Below are 15,990 nucleotides of genomic sequence, written 5' to 3'. Positions count from 1 at the left end.
CGCAAGACCCGCGCCGCGGCCCCCAGGGCCGCGGCGCTTTTCGTTGGTGCCCCGGTCGGGGCGCCGTCTGGATTGGTCGTCGCCCTTGTGGTGCGACAACAAGGAGTTCACGCCGTGTCCCGCTCATCCAGCCTGCAGGCACTAGGGCGCCTGTTGCGCTACGCCCGCGGTTATCGTCGACGGATCGTCGCCGCCACCCTGTGTTCGATGATCAACAAGCTGTTTGATATCGCCCCCGAGATCCTGATCGGGGTGGCCATCGACGTGGTGGTCAACCAGGAGCAGAGCTTCGTGGCGGGGCTCGGCTTCGTCTCGGCCAGCTCCCAGATCATTGTGCTGGGGGTGCTGACCTTCTTTATCTGGGCCGGCGAGTCGCTGTTCGAGTACCTCTATCAGATCCTGTGGCGCAATCTTGCCCAGCGCCTGCAGGCCGACCTGCGCCAGGACGCCTACGAGCACGTGCAGCGCCTTGACATGGGGTTCTTCGAGTCGCGCTCGTCCGGTGAGCTGGTCGCCACCATGAACGACGACGTCAACCAGCTCGAGCGCTTCCTCGACGGCGGTGCCAACTCGCTGATCCAGGTCGCAGTCACCGTGGTGGCGGTAGGGGCGGTGTTCTTCGTGCTGTCGCCGCTGATCGCGCTTTTGGCCTTTACCCCGGTGCCGCTGATCCTGTGGGGTGCCTTCGTGTTTCAGCGCAAGGCCGGTCCCCTCTATGCCGACGTGCGTGAGAAGGTCGGGGTGCTGTCCAGCCGGCTGTCCAACAATATTCAGGGCATGGCCACCATCAAAAGCTTTACCGCAGAGGCCCGCGAGGCGGCTCGGCTGAAGGCCGACAGCGAGGCCTATGTGGACGCCAACAGCCGTGCCATTCGTATCAGCTCGGCCTTTATTCCGGTGATCCGCATGGCGATCCTCACCGGGTTTCTGGCCACCTTCATCGTCGGCGGCATGCAGGCGCTGTCCGGTGAGCTCAACGTCGGCGCCTACGGCGTGCTGGTGTTCTTGACCCAGCGGCTGCTATGGCCGCTGACCGGACTGGCCCAGGTCATCGACCTGTTCGAGCGGGCCATGGCCAGCACCCGGCGCATCCTCGATCTGATCGCTACCCCGATCCGGGTGCGCGACGATGGACGCCGTGAGCTCGAGACGCCGGTGCGTGGCGAGGTGCGCTTTTCAGAAGTGAGCTTTCACTACCCGGGCAGCGGCGCCGGCATCGACGCCGTGGACCTGGCGGTACCCTCCGGCACTACCCTGGCGCTGGTCGGGCCCACCGGCTCCGGCAAGTCGACCCTGATCAAGCTGCTGTTGCGCTTTCACGACCCCGACCAGGGGCAGGTCGAGCTCGACGCCGTCCCGGTGGCGGAGCTTCGCCAAGGGGCGCTGCGCGACGCCATCGGCCTGGTCAGCCAGGACGTCTACCTGTTCGAGGGCAGCGTGCGTGACAACATCGCCTATGCTCGTCCCGAGGCCAGTGATGAGGAGGTCATCGCCGCGGCACGCACCGCCGAAGCCTGGGAGTTTATCGAGCGTCTGCCGGACGGCCTCGATACCCGTGTCGGCGAGCGCGGCGTGCGCCTGTCCGGCGGGCAGCGCCAGCGTCTGTCGCTGGCCCGGGCGCTGCTCAAGGACCCCCCGGTGCTGGTGCTGGATGAGGCCACCAGTGCGGTGGACAACGAGACCGAGGCGGCGATTCAGCGCTCGCTGTCGCGCATCGGCGGTGAGCGTACCGTGATCATGATCGCCCACCGGCTCTCGACCATCGTCCACGCCGACCAGATCGTAGTGATGGAGCGGGGGCAGGTGGTCGAGCGTGGAGACCACGCCGAGTTGATCGCCCGGGGCGGGCGTTACGCCGCCCAGTGGCAGGTGCAGACCGGTGAGGCGGCGACGGTGGCAGCCACGTCGCGCTGACCTGTCGCGCTGACCTGTCGCGATGCGCGGGACTTGGCCGCGGGCCCGGTGCAATAGGCCCCGGGATCGGCCCCGGAACCGGTTCCGGAACCGACCCCGGTGTGCAGGATACGGCTCGCCAGCGCCGCCCGCGCAGTCTAGGGTAAGTAAGTAGTAACTTCCTATGCTGCATGAGGCGTGAAGGATGAGCCGCGTACTGCTCGGGGGCGGGGTCCGTCGCCGGGCGTTCCATCGTCTGCTGTCGGGCTTTGTTGTACCGGGCTTTGTTATACCAGGCTTAGCTGCACCTGCCTTGGCGATGCGGGCCTTGCGAGTGTCGGCGTCTTGTTTGCAGGCGGCTTGTTTACTGACGGCTTGGCGTCCAAGTGCTCTGGTCCGGGCGGCTCTGCTGCTGGGTTGCCTGGCAACGACACCGGCCCTCGCCGACCTGCGCATCCTGCACCTCGACGTGGGCATGGGTGACGCCACCCTGGTAGTGGATACCGGCAGCGGTCAGAGTCTGTTGATCGATGCGGGAAATCGCGGTGATGGCCGCAGGGTGGTGGCGCCGGCCCTGATCGCACTGGGGGTCGATCGACTCGACTATTTTCTCGCCAGCCACTATGACGCCGACCATATTGGTGGCTTCGATGAACTCATCGAGGCGGGCGTCACCGTCGAGACGGTGCTGGAGCGACCCGGCATCAAGCCCGAGGTGCTGTCTCCCACCGGCCGCGACACCCAGTACGGCGAGTACCTGGCGGCGGCCCGGGCCGTGGGGGCACGGCTGATCGAGCTTATCCCCGACTGTCGTCCCGATCATCCCCAGCTGCGCCTGGGCGCCGACACCCGTATCCAGGTGGCCGCAGCCGGCGGCCGGCACCTGGCCGGGGATATCGGTTTCTGCGAGGTCGGTGAGCAGTCACTTCATCCACGGCGGGAAAACGCCCGCAGCGTGGCACTGATCATCGAGCACGGGCGCTTTCGCTACTTCACCGGCGGCGACCTCACCGGAGGTGGTGCTCGCAGCGTACCCATGGAGGCCTTCGTCGCCGCCCAGGTGGGCAACGTCGACGTGCTCAAGCTGAATCACCACGGTTCCGACACCAGCACCAGCGACACCTTTGTGCAGACGCTGAGACCCGAGGTAGCCGTGCTCAGCGTCGGCGATGGCGGAGTGAACCTGCGCTATCGCCTGCCGCGTCAGGCTCCGCTGGATCGCCTGGCCAAGCTCAGTCCGGCACCGCTGCTGTTCCAGACGCGCCAGGGCGAAGGTGGAAGCTACCTGGGGGCCTACGTCGAGAATCGCCACATCGTCGTTCATACCGATGGCGAGAGCTACACCATCAACGGCCTGATCTGTGTGGTGGACGAGCGCACCCAGGCAAGCGAGGGAGGACACTGTCGATGAGCAGTTCAGAGCAGGAGGGGCCTCGTCGCGATCGCAGGGACGATGATGCCGACGGCGGCAGCGATAGTGACAATGTTAACGGCAACAGCAACGGCAACGGCAACGGCAACGGCAACGGCAGTGAAGATGGCTGCGGAGAGCGTATCCGCAAGCTGCTCGACGACACCACGGCGCTGCTGGACTACGCCCAGGAGTTCGAAGGTTACCCGCCGGAGATCGACCTGACCGCCTACTTCGTGGCCAAGGAAAAGACCGATCGCAAGGAGCTGTTGACCACCGAAGAACTGGCCGGCGTGGTGGATTGCTACCGGCGCCTGTCCCGGCTCTACCCAGGTATCTCGCCTCGTACCCTGGCGGCGACGCGCCCGGACAGCGATGGTCGAATGCGCGACAGCCGCACCGGCAAGTACTTGATTCGCCTTTGGTGGTGGACCGGGGCGGTGGTGATGGCGGTGATCGGCTCCAACGTGCTGATGTACGCCATCGATACTGGCCGGCCGTCCTCTGGGCTCGACTGGACCCACTGGAATACCGCGCTCGACTTTATCTACGAGGGACTTCGCCACACAGAGCCCTTTCTTTATGGTGCCCTCGGGGCCTTCGCCTTTGTGCTGCGGGTGACCGCGACCCGGCTGTACAGTCGCACCTTCGATCCCGCGCGGATCGGCGAGCATGTCAATCGCATCGTGCTGGGCACGCTCTCCGGTGGCGCCATCGTGTTGTTCGTCTCCCAGATTCCCACCGATCGGGGCGCACAGGTGGCGCTGAGCGGCGCCGCCCTGGGCTTTCTCGCCGGCTACAGCATCGATTTTCTGTTCGGCACCCTGGACCGGGTGATCTGCGCCTTGCTGGCAAATGACGCGGGCGACAAGACTGGCAAGGCGGCGCGGGCTCGCCGTGATGCCGACGTGGTCCAGGTGCTGGATGATCTGGTCGCCGAGCAGCCAGACGGCGAGGCCAGGCGTCGTCTGGGAGAGGTGATCGAGACGCTCAGGCAGCGCCACCAGGCCTGAGCGCGAGGGCCGAGGAAGCGTTCAGGGGTTTTGGGGCACGACGCAGCATCAACCCGGGGTCGAATAGAAGTGGCGACACCAGGCTAGCGTGCGGGTCTGGTCGCGGGCCTCGTAGTCAGTCAGCGCCTGCTCGAGGGATCCCGGCGACTCGTCGTCGCGATCCTCGGCCAATTGCGTCAGGCGCATGGTGTACCAGGCGGTGTTGCCGCCCTCGGGCGGGGTGTCGAAGCGTGGGAAGGTCGGGCCCGCGCTCTGACCTTGCTGCCAGTGGCGGGGCAGCTCGGGCTCGATGGCCAGGGCCCGGGCCAGTCCGACGATATCCACGCTCCCTTCATCCACCGCGCTGCGTGCCTGGGACAGTGTCTTGAAGCCTCCGGTCAGCATCAGCGGCAGCGTCGTGTGTCGGCGAGCCCGACGTGCAAACGCCAGAAAGTAGGGGCTGCCAGCCGCCGTGTCCGTGTCTGAGGCAGAACGGGCGCCGGGAAAGTAGGTGCCACCGCTGATATCAATCAGGTCGATGGGCTGGCTGTCCAGCGACTTCACCACCTCGAGCGCATCCTCCTGGTCGAGCCCGCCTTCGAGCTGGTCGCTGGCGTTGAGCTTGACCGCCACCGGAAACGCCGGCCCCACGGCGTCGCGTACCGCCTGGATCACCTCGAGCAGCAGGCGTCGGCGTCCCGTGATCGAGCCACCGTAGGCATCGTCGCGTCGGTTGAACAGCGGGGAAAGAAACTGGCTGAGCAGGAAACCGTGGGCGGCGTGGACCTGCACGCCGGCGAAGCCTGCCGTCCTGGCCAGTGCGGCGGTGCGTGCAAACTGATCGGGCAGGGCGTGGATCTCGTCTGGGCTCAAGGCCGCGCAGCGTAGACCCGGCAGGTCGAGGGCGCTGGGGCCCCTAGCGACACTGGTCGGCGGATAGGCCAGCGCTCCGGCGTGACCGAGCTGCAGCCACAGGCCGCTGCCATGCTGATTGCCACGTTGTGCCAGTCGCTCGAAGGCCGTCAGATCCGAGTGGTCGTTCAAGACCAGATTACCGGGCTTCTCGGCCACATCGGGCCTGCCCTGTACCTCGCCGATCAGCGACAGGGCGACTCCGCCCTGGGCCCAGCGCTCGTAGAGCCGGCCCTGGGCTTCGGTAGGGTGACCGGTGCCATCGCCGAGTGAGTCCGACATGGCCGCCTTGGCGATACGGTTTTTCAGCACCAGGCCGCAGGGCAGCGTCAGCGGCGAGAACAGCGGACCGATGTCGTTGTCGTCGTGCGCGGTGTCGCAGGAAGGGATCATGGGCAAACTCCGGGCGTCGATGGGAAGGGAAAAGGGAACGGTAGAACGGCACCTGAGCAGGAGCCGCCATCCTGGCACGCCGCCGGGGCAGCGATAATCCCTTGTCGAGGCACAGGACTTGTGACTATAAGGAACAGATGGATACTGTCAGCGAACTTTCCGTCTTCCATGCCGTCATCGACGCCGGCACTTTTTCAGGGGCCGCCCGCCAGTTGGGCGTCACCCACTCGGCCGTAAGCAAGCGCATCAGCCGGCTGGAACAGCGGCTGGGTGTCCCCCTAATTCTGCGCTCCACGCGACAGATGAGCCTGACCGAAGCGGGAGAGACCTTCGCCAGCGAGACCTGGGGGCTGCTGGAGCGGCTTTCCCAGGTGGAACAGGGTATCGCCGAAGGCCGCAGCGAGCTGCGCGGGCGTATTCGCCTCACGTCGCCCACAGCGCTGGGCAAGCAGCGGTTGATGCCGCTGCTGCTGGCGTTCATGGAGCGCTATCCGGCGGTGGAGATCGACCTGACGTTGACCGACGCGATGGTCGATCTGGTGCACGAGCGTATGGACCTGGCGATTCGCAGCGCCACGCTTGACGATTCGAGCCTGATCGCTCGGCCCTTGGTGGCGCATCCCCGGCTGATCTGCGCCTCAACTGCCTACCTGGCTCGCCACGGCAGGCCGCTGGCGGAAGATGAGTTGCCCCGGCATGTGGGGCTGTTCCTGCATCAGGGCCGGGGCGCCGTCATGTGGGGAATCAAGGACAGCAGGCTCCCGCAACCCGGGTTTCTTTCCAATTCGCTGGAGACACTGCACGCCGCCTGTCTGCAGGGGAGAGGCATCGCCTGCCTGCCCGCGTACATGGTCGACGAGGATCTTCAGGCGGGTCGGCTCGAACGCCTGCTCGATGACGTCGTCGCCAGCGAGCAGGCGACGACAGTGTCCATCGTGCGGCCGGCCACGACCCTGCTGCCCAGACGCGTTCGCGTGCTGATCGACTTTCTGGTGGAGCGCTTTGCGTAAGGGGACTTCTCGATAGGGGGCTGATGGCCGATCCCAGGCGCTATCGGCCGAAGTTGATGGGTTTCAAAACCGCTAAAGGAGAAGTGGTTCAGTGCTCAGGAAAGCCCGCTGTAGACGATGGCATTGTCAATACGACCCAGTGCTCCCTGAAGTTTTCCAACATCCACAGAACCTTGCATCCCTGGCTCGGTGGCCAGAATCAAGGTGTTGATCTCAATGACTCTTTCAAATGGAAACTGGATAATCTCCATTACATGTCGGCCAGTTTCCGGAAGGTATTTCTGTGCGTGCGTAACGCCAGTTTGGTCTCCGACTTGACGATTTGCTGCCCCTCGGGACCCGAGAGGTCCAATTTTCTGGTCGCCTTGATTCGCGGGCGTTCCACGGCCTGGAGGCCGTACTTTTCAACTTTGCTGTTCATGTAGCGTACCCCTGTCTGCCTAGCGCCTCGTCAACTAGTCTATCAGCCACTCATCGCCTGGGGCAGGTAGGTGGCGATGCCCGGGAACAGGCTCATCAGCACGATGGCCACGATCATCAGCAGGAAGAAGGGTAGCGTGGCGCGGGTGATCGACATGATGTCACGCCCGGTCAGGCCCTGGATCACGAACAGGTTGAAGCCCACCGGCGGGGTGATCTGCGACATCTCGACCACGATGACCAGGTAGATGCCGAACCAGATCAGATCGAAGCCGGCGGTCTCGATCACCGGCATGATGATCGAAGTCACCAGCAGGATCAGCGAGATACCGTCGAGAAAGCAGCCCAGCACCAGCAAGAATAGGGTCAGCACCACCAGCAGCCAGGCCGGTGACAGACCCATGGCGCCGATCTTCTCGGCCAGGTCCATGGGCAGCTGGGTGAAGCTCATGGCCGAGGACAGAAACGAGGCCCCGGCGATGATGAAGGCGATCATGCAGGAGGTGCGCACCGCGGCGAACAGGGCGTCTTTGAAGATCGTGGCGTTGAAGTGGCCGTTGGCTCGAGCGATCAGCATCGACAGCACGACACCCGAGGCGGCGGCCTCGGTGGGCGAGGCAAGCCCGCCGTAGATGCTGCCGAGGATGCCGCCGATCAGCGCCAGCAGCGGCAGCAGTTGCAGGCTTCCCGACAGCTTCTGGCGCAGCGGCATGTCGCTGTCGCGCTTGCCCACCGCGCCACGACGATTGCCCACCAGCAGCGACCAGCCGATCACGTAGGTCATGAACAGACCCAGCAGCATCAGTCCCGGCCCGACGCCGGCGATGAACAGTCGCGAGATCGACTGTTCGGTGACCACGCCGTAGACGATCATCATGATCGATGGGGGAATCAACAGCCCCAGGGTCGAGGCGCTGGCCAGGGTACCGATGGCCAGGTCGTTGTCGTAGCCGCGCTTTTCAAGCTCCGGCAGGGTCATCTTGCCGACGGTGGCGCAGGTCGCCGCCGAGGAGCCGCAGACCGCGGCAAACAGCCCGCTGCCGATGATGTTGGAATGCAACAGGCGTCCGGGAATACGACCGAGCCAGGGCGACAGCGCCTGGAACATGTTGTTGGCGAGCCCCGAGCGAAACAGGATCTCGCCCATCCACACGAACATCGGCAGCGCGGTCAGGTCCCAGCCGTAGCTGGCGCCCCAGAAGTCCGAGGCCAGGATCGGGCCGGGCTCGAGCGGGAAGAACAGCGTCAGCACGATAAAGCCGGTGCCGAGCAGGGCGTAGGCGATCCACACGCCGCTGCCGAGCAGCACCGCCAGCGCCAGTAGGGTGACCAGACTGATCGTCAGCATCTCGGCAAGCCCTCCTGGCGAGACAGGCGCTGCAGGCGAACAGGAATCCTCGGGTCAGTCATGGCTGGGTTCCTCGTCCGGGGCCTCGAAGCGGCGTGGTGCCGTCAGCGCCTGTCTGGCGGTGTCGATCAGCGCTTCGGCCAGGGCCAGGCTCATCAGCGCCATGCCGACCAGCAACGCCAGCTGGGGAATCCACAGCGGAACGGCGAGCAGTCCCGAGGAGACGTCGTCGAACTCGAGGCTCTCGTGCATCAGTTGCCACAGCGATACGCACAACAGCGCATTGAGCGCCGAAGCCACCGCCAGGCAGAACAGTTCGGTGAAGGCGCGCACCGCCGCCGGCAGGCGCTGGATCACCAGCGACATGCGGATGTGGGCGTGGTGGCTGAAGGTGTAGGCCATGCCGAGAAAGGTCGCGCCCACCAGCAGGAAGGACGCCAGTTCCGACACCCCGGTGATCTCGAGGCCAAGACGCGCGCCGCCGAACAGCACCAGCAGGGCATCCAGCAGGCGAAACAGCACCTGGATGGTGATCAGGCCGCAGATGGCGACCATGGAGGCGGCCGCACCCAGCCCACCAAGGCGGTAAAGTGGCATCAGGCGAAACTTCATGGGCGATCCTTGGCGTCAGTGGAGCGATACGTTGTCCGTGAGTCGTTGACCGCACCTTTCTTGCACGGCGTCGTGACGTGCCATGTTGCGAAAGACAGGCCGTGAACGGGACAACGAACGAGCGGCGAGGACACCCCTCACCGCTCGTCCCGAGCGCTATTCGGTATTGGCGCGGTAGTCCTCGATCAGCGCCTTGGCCCGGTCATCGGCGCGGCTCTCCCAGTCCTGGAAGAGCTTGTCGCCGGCCTCGGAAAGGGCTCCGGCCACCGCCTCGTTGGGCTCGCCAATGGTAATGCCGTTTTCCTCCAGGGCCTGGGCGCTGCCTTCCATATCGGCCTTGCTGGCCTCCCAGCCGCGCTCTTCGGCCTCGGCCGCCGCTTCCATCAGCGCTTGCTGGGTCGCCTCATCCAGGCGATCGAAGGCCTTCTGATTGACGAAGATGATGTTCTTCGGAATCCACAGGTTGGCGTCGGAGAAGTGGGAGACATAGTCCCAGGCAGCCATCGACTCGCCGGTGGACACCGAGGTGATCATGGCGTCGACCCGGCCGGTGGAGAAGGCGGTGGGGATGTCCGATTCCTCGGTCTCGGTGGGCAGGCCGCCGAGGTTCTCGGTCAGGCGCTGGGTATTGATGTTGGGCGCACGTACTCTGAGCCCCTCGAACTGGGCGGGGTCATTCAACTCGAAGTCGGTGTAGATACCCTGTGACGGCCAGGGCACCGCGTACAGCGGCTTCATGCCCTGCTCGGCGAACAGCTCCTCGATCACCGGCTTGCTCGCCTGCCACAGCTCCCAGGCCTCGTCGTAGCTGCCGGCGAGCCCCGGCAGGGTGTCCAGCTCGAACACCGGCGACTCGTTGGACAGGATCGACATGAAGATCTCGCCGGCCTGGACGGTACCGCGGCGCACCGATGGCTTGATCTCGCCGTGGCTGATCAGCGAACCGCCGGAGTGCACGGTGATGTCGAGCTCGCCATCGGTGGCCTCGCGCACGTCCTCGGCGAACTGCTTGGTGTTCTCGGTGTGGAAGCTGGCATCCCCGTAGGGCGTCGCCAGGTTCCATTCGGCGGCCTGGGCGCTGCTGACCGCAGTGGCGGTGGAGAGTGTGGCCACGGCAACGGCCAGCCCCAGGGAGGAGTATCGAGTCATGATGCCTACCTTGTTGTTGTAGAAACGTGGCGGTGAAAACGACGTGTCGTGATGGAGGTATCAGTCTGACTATGCAGCATCGGGCAGGATGGCGTTGAAGATCAAGCCGCCTCGCCGATGCCGCTGGGCCCTCAGGCCTTCTTGAACAGCTGGCTTTCGCGATCCTTGAACGCCTTGAACTCCAGAGCGTTGCCGGACGGGTCCTTGAAGAACATGGTGGCCTGCTCGCCGGGCTCGCCCTTGAAGCGGATGTAGGGTTCGATCTCGAACTTGACGCCATGGGACTTGAGCTTGTCGGCCAGGGCCTCCCAGGCGTCCATTTCCAGTACCACGCCGAAGTGCGGCACCGGCACACCGTGGCCGTCCACCGGGTTCTTGTGGGCGGCGTCGGCGGCGTCCTTGAGACCGGGGTTCAGGTGGCAGACGAACTGATGGCCGTAGAGGTCGAAGTCGACCCAGGACTCGGAGCTGCGGCCTTCGGGGCAGCCGAGAAAGTTGCCATAGAACTCGCGGGCCTCGTCGATATCACGGACCTGAATGGCAAGATGGAAGGGGTCGCTGACGGCCATGGGGAAACTCCGGAGTGGGTGAAGGGGTATATCACTGATTCTTGGCCGGGGAGGATCGTGGCGTCAATCTTCTTGCCGAATTTGTCGGGAATCGACTCGGGCGTTAGATTCAACTGACAAGAGAATATTGTGTGGCGCCCCGGCAACGCGATCGAAGCATCCACGAAAGGGCTCGAAGGCAAGTGCTCGGAGCGCGCGCTGGACGCCACGATGGCGACAGAAGACAGCGGAAGACGACAATAACAGGTTCGTTAACCACCTGACGTCTATTGGCAAAGGTTCACCAAATGACGTCGACAACAGAGGCTGCCCCCATGCCGATACCCCGACTCAACTGCGACGTTGGCGAGAGCTTTGGTGCCTGGAAGATGGGCCGTGACGCCGACGTGATGCCCTATATCGACTGCGCCAACATCGCCTGCGGCTTCCACGCCGGCGACCCTGACGTGATGCGACGCACCGTAGGCTACGCGGTGGCCAACGAGGTGCTGGTCGGCGCCCACCCCGGCTATCCCGACCTGGTGGGTTTTGGCCGGCGCAGCCTGGCGGTGTCCCCGAGCGAAGCCGAGAACCTGCTGCTCTACCAGATCGGTGCCCTCGACGGCGTCTGTCGTGCCGAGGGCACCAGGGTCGGCTACGTCAAGCCCCACGGCGCGCTCTACAACGACATGGCCACCAACATGGAATTGCTGCGCGCCACCATGCGCGCGGTCAAGGCCTATGACGAAAGCCTGCCGCTGTTGGTGATGTCTACCGCCGACACCGCCGCAGTGAGGGCGCTGGCCGAGGAGGAGGGTGTCAGCCTGTGGTTCGAGGTGTTCGCCGACCGTGCCTATGACGGCGAAGGTCGGCTGGTGTCCCGGCGTGAGCCAGACGCGGTGCATCACGATGAGGACACCATCGTCGGCCAGGCGGTGACCCTGGCCCGGGGCGAGGCGCTGACCGCCCGCGACGGCACCAAACTGGTCCTTCCCGCCGATACTCTGTGCGTGCACGGCGACAACGAGAGTTCAGTGGCGGCGGTGCGCGCCATCCGTGAGGCCTTCGACCAGCTGGAGGGGGCATGACGCCGAGCCCACGTCTTGAGACAGTCGCCTTCGACAGCCTGATCGTGCGGCTGTTCGACGCCATCGACGAGTCGCATATGCCCTGGGTGCTGGCGGCGGTGGACGCCATCCGCGAGCGGCTTGGCGAGGATGCCCTGGAGGTGGTGCCGTCCTATACCACGGTGCTGGTGCAGCTCGATATCCGCAGGCTGTCGCTTGGCGAGGCCCGAGCGCGCCTCGGTGAGGTCTTGGCGAACCTTGCGCCCCGGGCGACGGAGGACGGCAGCCTGCACGAGATCCCGGTGTGGTATGACGCAAGCGTCGGCCCTGAGCTTGAGCTGATCGCTCAGCGCGCAGGCATCACCGCCGACCAGGTCATCGAACGCCACTGTGCCCACGACTACAGCGTGTTCGCGCTGGGTTTCGCCCCCGGCTACGGCTTCATGGGACTGGTCGAGGAGGCCCTGGCCACGCCTCGACTCAAGACACCGCGCCAGAAGGTGGCCGCGGGCAGCGTCGGCATCGCCGATCGCCAGACCGCCGTCTATCCCGCACCGTCGCCTGGCGGCTGGAACCTGATCGGGCGCACCGCCACCCGGCTGTTCGATCGCGAGCGCGAGGGTTACACCCTGTTCAAGCCCGGTGATCGCGTGCGCTTTGTGGCCATCGACCGCGCCACCTTCGAGGCGCAGGGTGGCGACACCACTCCCCAACCCCCGGCCGAGGAGAGCGGCGCATGAGTCTCAAGGTGGAACGCGCAGGTCCCCTGGCGCTGGTGGTCGATGGTGGTCGTCAGGGTGTGCGCCATCTGGGCGTGACCCAGGGCGGTGCCATGGACTGGGTGGCGCTGGGCTGGGCCAACTGGCTGCTGGGTAACGCCCCGGACGCCCCCGGCATCGAGATCATGGTGGGCGGCCTTGCGCTGGAGGCCGAGGCCGACGTGAGCGTGGCGCTGGCCGGCGCCGACCTGGGCGCGACTCTGGACGGCGAACCCCTGGCTCTGGCGGAACCGGTAACGCTCAAGCGTGGTCAGCGGCTGGTGTTCGAGCGGCCGAAAAGTGGTCTGCGCGCCTATCTGGCACTGCCGGGCGGGATCGAGGCGAGCGCCATCATGGGCAGCGTCACGAGCACCGTGCGAGAAGGGCTCGGTGGCCTCGACGGTTTCGGCAAGCCGCTGGCCCAGGGCGACGTGCTGACGCCCAAGCAGGATCGACCCTCGGGCGGCGATCGTCGCCTGCCACAGCGGGACGCCGACAAGGGGCAGCGGGACGTTGATCGAGAGCCGGGGGCTCTGGTCACGGCAAGCGACGGGCCACTGGCGCTGTCGCTGGTGCCCGGGGCCCAGATCGCGAGCTTCTCGGGCACCAGCCTGTATCGCGCCTTCAATGACGTCTGGACGCTGGATCAGCGCGCCGATCGCATGGGGATTCGCCTGACCGGGCCGCAGCTTGAGGGCAGCATGAGCGGTATGGTGTCGGAAGGCATTCCGCTGGGGGCGGTGCAGGTACCGCCGGACGGCCAGCCGATCATTCTGATGAACGACCGCCAGACCATCGGCGGCTACCCGCGCCTCGGCGCCCTGACCCCGCTGGCCTGCGCCCGTCTGGCCCAGTGCCTGCCCGGCACCGAGGTGCGCCTGGTGCCGGAGTCGCCGGAGCGTGCCCGCGATGACCATCTGAGGCAGCTTGCCCGTTGGGAGTAGGGGCGGTGGGCTGCCCACCAACAAGGCCTTGCTGCGGATTCCGGTGCAGCAGCAGGCGAGGATAGTGGTCGGGCCGAAACGCAAAGCGCCCCGTTCATGGACGGGGCGCTTTTCCTTCATTTGGGTCAGTGGCTAGAAACGATAGCTCAGGGTGGCGCTGACGCTGCGCTCGGCGCCGAAGTAGCAGAATTCGAGCGAGTTGCAGGAGGCCACGTAGTCCTCGTCCAGCAGGTTGCTGACGTTGAGGCGGCCGCTGACGTTGGTCAGTCCGACCTGGCTGAAGTCATAGCCCAGGGTGGCGTCGACCAGGGTGTAGTCCGGGACCGACTTGGTGTTGTCGCGGTCGGCCTGGATATCGGCGTGGTAGCGCACCCCGAGGCCGGTGTTGAGACCGGCCAGCGGTCCCTTGAGGAAGTCGTAGTAGCCCCACACCGAGGCGATGTGCTTGGGCGAGTAGATGGCGTCGTTGCCTTCCTCGCTGGGGTCATCGCTTTCGGCGTAGGTGATGTCGGTGTAGGCGTAGCCGGCCTGGAGGCTCAGTGCCTCGGTGAGCTGAGTGCGCGCCTCGAGCTCGATTCCCTGGGATTCGATCTCGCCCACGGCGCGATACGGATCGGTGGGCTGCTCCTTGGTGGCCACGTTTTCCTGGGTGATATGGAACAGGGCGATGGAGTACTGGTCCTGGGTACCCAACGGCTGGTACTTGAGCCCGGTTTCCACCTGCTCGCCCTCCATCGGCTCGAGCAGATCGCCGGAGGCATCGACGAAGCTGGTCGGGGTGAAGGCGGTCGAGTAGCTGGCGTAGGGCGAGACGCCATTGTCGAAGGCGTAGAGCAGGCCAGCGCGGCCGCTGAACTGGGTTTCGTCGAGATCCGAGCTGTCGCCGCTATCGAGGTTGGTGTTCTCGATGTCGACCCAGTCGTAGCGGCCACCCAGGGTCAGGTGCCAGCGATCCCAGCTGATCTGGTCCTGCAGATAGACACCGGTCTGGTCGAGTTCGTGCTTCTCACGGGTGGTCACGACGATATCGCCGATGGGGCCAGCACCGTAGCTCGGGTTGAAGGCGTCGATGTTGGGGAAGGTGCCCCCGGACCAGACCACGTCGTTCTCGCGGGTCTGGTAATCGAACCCGGTCAGCACCCGGTGCTCGAAGCCGCCGGTGGAAAAGTTGGCTTCGAGCTGGTTGTCCACGGTCCAGGCCTCGAGATCCTCGTCGGCGCCGGAGTAGTAGCGGTTGAGCTCGGTGTCGTTGGCCCAGCCGTAGGCGTAGACCTGGTCCATCTCGACGTCGGATTCCAGATACTTGAGCTTCTGGCGAGCGGTGATGCCGTTGCCGAAACGGTGCTCCAGCTCATAGCCCAGCAGGGTCTGGTCGCGCTCGAAGTTGTCGTAGTCGTCCTCGCCCTCGAAGAAGGTGTTGTCGATATGCCCGCCGGCATGGCTGGTCACCGTGCCGTCGTAGGGTAGACCGGCGTGATAGCCGCCCTCGGGTTCACGCGACACGTAGGCGTTGAGGTTGAGGGTGGTAGCGTCGGTGATGTCCCAGGTCAGCGACGGCGCGATGGCGTAGCTTTCTTCTTCGGCTTGATCGAACTGGGTATCCGAGGAACGGGCGATGCCGGTCAGGTGGAAGGCGGCACGCTGGCCTTCGTCGACGCTGCCGGTGACGTCGAAGGCGGCGCGCTGCTGGTCATTGTTACCGAAGCCGACCTGCACCTCGCCGGTGGGGGTGTCGCTGAACTCAGGGCGCTTGCTGGTCAGCGCCACCAGGCCGCCGGGGGAGGCGCGACCATAGAGCACCGAGGCCGGCCCCTTTACCACCTCGATGCTTTCGAGCATCCAGGGGTCGACCTTCAGCGAGCTGAAGCTGTTGGTGTCGCCCATCAGCTTGAGGCCGTCGAGGAAGGTATTGCTCAGGCTGCCGTCGGAGAAGCCTCGCAGTACCAGATAGTCGTAGCGGTTGGACGACCCGAGCTGGTTGGTATAGACCCCGGGGGTGTAGTCCAGCGCCCGCTGCACCGTCTGGGCACCACGTCGCTCGATCTGCTCGGTGCTGACCGTCGAGGTGGCCTGGGGTGTCTCGAGGAAGGGCGTATCGGTCTTGGTGGCGGCCTGGCCGGTGACCGTCATGGTGCCCAGTTCGGTATTGGTGGAGGTGCCAGCATTGACGGCATCATCACTGAGGGTGGTCTGGGCCAGTGCGGCGGACGACACGCTGGCCGCCAGCAGCGCCGGGCCAGCCTTCAAGGCGAAAGGTTTCAGGGCGAAAGGCGTCAGCGCGAAGGGCAGGGTCGAGGTGATACGCATGTTGTCGCTTACCATTGGGAGCAGGGAAAGGCGCCGCGGGGTAGGCACCTGAACAAAGCGGTCATGTTTCGGTAATGCGAATTATTACATTTTGCGAGTGGGCCTGTTTATGCGCGGCGCCAAGAACCTTATGCGGGGTGACAGGACCTGCGCCGATAATGAAACCTCAGTAGCCAAGTGCTATCGGCGTAGCGAGTGCTATCGGCGTAGCGAGTGCTAGCTGATG

Annotated in this window: 15 protein-coding genes; 7 read left to right on the top strand and 8 right to left on the bottom strand. The window is 65.2% G+C overall.

Annotated elements, in window-relative coordinates; translation table 11 throughout:
- The first annotated feature begins 114 nt into the window (after positions 1-114).
- The 3 genes from NFI08_RS22705 (at position 115) to NFI08_RS22695 (ending at position 4,317) form a co-directional block, all read left to right on the top strand.
- Entirely contained in the window at positions 115-1,914 is a 1,800-nt protein-coding gene (locus NFI08_RS22705) for an ABC transporter ATP-binding protein (protein ID WP_349591620.1), read from the top strand.
- 184 nt (positions 1,915-2,098) lie between these two features.
- Positions 2,099-3,304 carry a ComEC/Rec2 family competence protein gene (locus NFI08_RS22700; protein WP_349591618.1) on the top strand — a complete coding sequence of 402 codons (1,206 nt, stop codon included), beginning with the start codon at positions 2,099-2,101 and terminating at the stop codon, positions 3,302-3,304.
- On the top strand, positions 3,301-4,317 hold the full coding sequence (locus NFI08_RS22695) for a hypothetical protein (protein WP_349591616.1): 1,017 nt from the start codon (positions 3,301-3,303) through the stop codon (positions 4,315-4,317). The genes NFI08_RS22700 and NFI08_RS22695 overlap by 4 nt, the downstream gene beginning before the upstream one ends.
- Before the next feature lie 48 nt (positions 4,318-4,365).
- Here the strand turns inward: NFI08_RS22695 and NFI08_RS22690 are convergent, their stop codons facing one another.
- Complete coding sequence (locus NFI08_RS22690) at positions 4,366-5,601, bottom strand: NADH:flavin oxidoreductase/NADH oxidase family protein (protein WP_349591614.1); 1,236 nt, start codon at positions 5,599-5,601, stop codon at positions 4,366-4,368.
- Between the two features lie 137 nt (positions 5,602-5,738).
- On the opposite strand from NFI08_RS22690, the gene NFI08_RS22685 reads away from it, so the two are divergent.
- On the top strand, positions 5,739-6,611 hold the full coding sequence (locus tag NFI08_RS22685) for a LysR family transcriptional regulator (RefSeq protein ID WP_349591612.1): 873 nt from the start codon (positions 5,739-5,741) through the stop codon (positions 6,609-6,611).
- Positions 6,612-6,706: 95 nt separating this feature from the next.
- Here NFI08_RS22685 and NFI08_RS22680 read toward each other — a convergent pair whose 3' ends face one another.
- From NFI08_RS22680 to NFI08_RS22655, 6 genes are all read right to left on the bottom strand, one after another.
- Positions 6,707-6,862 (bottom strand): hypothetical protein, encoded by a 156-nt coding sequence (locus tag NFI08_RS22680; RefSeq protein ID WP_349591610.1) that lies wholly within the window; start codon positions 6,860-6,862, stop codon positions 6,707-6,709.
- On the bottom strand, positions 6,862-7,032 hold the full coding sequence (locus NFI08_RS22675) for an acetyltransferase (RefSeq protein WP_108132496.1): 171 nt from the start codon (positions 7,030-7,032) through the stop codon (positions 6,862-6,864). Before NFI08_RS22675 ends, NFI08_RS22680 begins: the two co-directional genes overlap by 1 nt.
- A 42-nt stretch (positions 7,033-7,074) precedes the next feature.
- Positions 7,075-8,379, bottom strand: coding sequence for a TRAP transporter large permease (locus tag NFI08_RS22670; protein ID WP_108448299.1), 1,305 nt, complete (start codon positions 8,377-8,379; stop codon positions 7,075-7,077).
- Positions 8,380-8,433: 54 nt separating this feature from the next.
- Positions 8,434-8,991 (bottom strand): TRAP transporter small permease, encoded by a 558-nt coding sequence (locus tag NFI08_RS22665; RefSeq protein ID WP_045992315.1) that lies wholly within the window; start codon positions 8,989-8,991, stop codon positions 8,434-8,436.
- 156 nt (positions 8,992-9,147) lie between these two features.
- The gene (locus NFI08_RS22660; protein WP_124803188.1) at positions 9,148-10,140 is read right to left on the bottom strand and encodes a TRAP transporter substrate-binding protein; all 993 of its coding nucleotides are present in this window, start codon (positions 10,138-10,140) and stop codon (positions 9,148-9,150) included.
- 131 nt (positions 10,141-10,271) lie between these two features.
- The gene (locus NFI08_RS22655) at positions 10,272-10,709 is read right to left on the bottom strand and encodes a VOC family protein (RefSeq protein ID WP_349591607.1); all 438 of its coding nucleotides are present in this window, start codon (positions 10,707-10,709) and stop codon (positions 10,272-10,274) included.
- Positions 10,710-11,023: 314 nt separating this feature from the next.
- On the opposite strand from NFI08_RS22655, the gene NFI08_RS22650 reads away from it, so the two are divergent.
- Genes NFI08_RS22650 through NFI08_RS22640 form a run of 3 tightly spaced genes read left to right on the top strand, consistent with a single transcriptional unit; the run spans position 11,024 to position 13,457 of the window.
- On the top strand, positions 11,024-11,776 hold the full coding sequence (locus tag NFI08_RS22650) for a 5-oxoprolinase subunit PxpA (protein ID WP_045992312.1): 753 nt from the start codon (positions 11,024-11,026) through the stop codon (positions 11,774-11,776).
- Entirely contained in the window at positions 11,773-12,495 is a 723-nt protein-coding gene (gene pxpB, locus NFI08_RS22645; protein ID WP_349591605.1) for a 5-oxoprolinase subunit PxpB, read from the top strand. The genes NFI08_RS22650 and pxpB overlap by 4 nt, the downstream gene beginning before the upstream one ends.
- Positions 12,492-13,457: a 5-oxoprolinase subunit C family protein gene (locus tag NFI08_RS22640; RefSeq protein ID WP_349591603.1), complete on the top strand. Its 966-nt coding sequence runs from the start codon at positions 12,492-12,494 to the stop codon at positions 13,455-13,457. Before pxpB ends, NFI08_RS22640 begins: the two co-directional genes overlap by 4 nt.
- Before the next feature lie 132 nt (positions 13,458-13,589).
- On the opposite strand, the gene NFI08_RS22635 is transcribed toward NFI08_RS22640, so the two are convergent.
- Positions 13,590-15,764: a TonB-dependent siderophore receptor gene (locus NFI08_RS22635; protein WP_502881149.1), complete on the bottom strand. Its 2,175-nt coding sequence runs from the start codon at positions 15,762-15,764 to the stop codon at positions 13,590-13,592.
- Positions 15,765-15,990: the final 226 nt, after the last annotated feature.

The sequence above is a fragment of the Halomonas sp. EF61 genome, assembly GCF_040147045.1.
Classification (GTDB): Bacteria; Pseudomonadota; Gammaproteobacteria; order Pseudomonadales; family Halomonadaceae; genus Halomonas; species Halomonas litopenaei.
The sequence above is the reverse complement of the archived record's forward strand: the minus strand, read 5'-3'. Positions and strand labels throughout refer to the sequence as shown.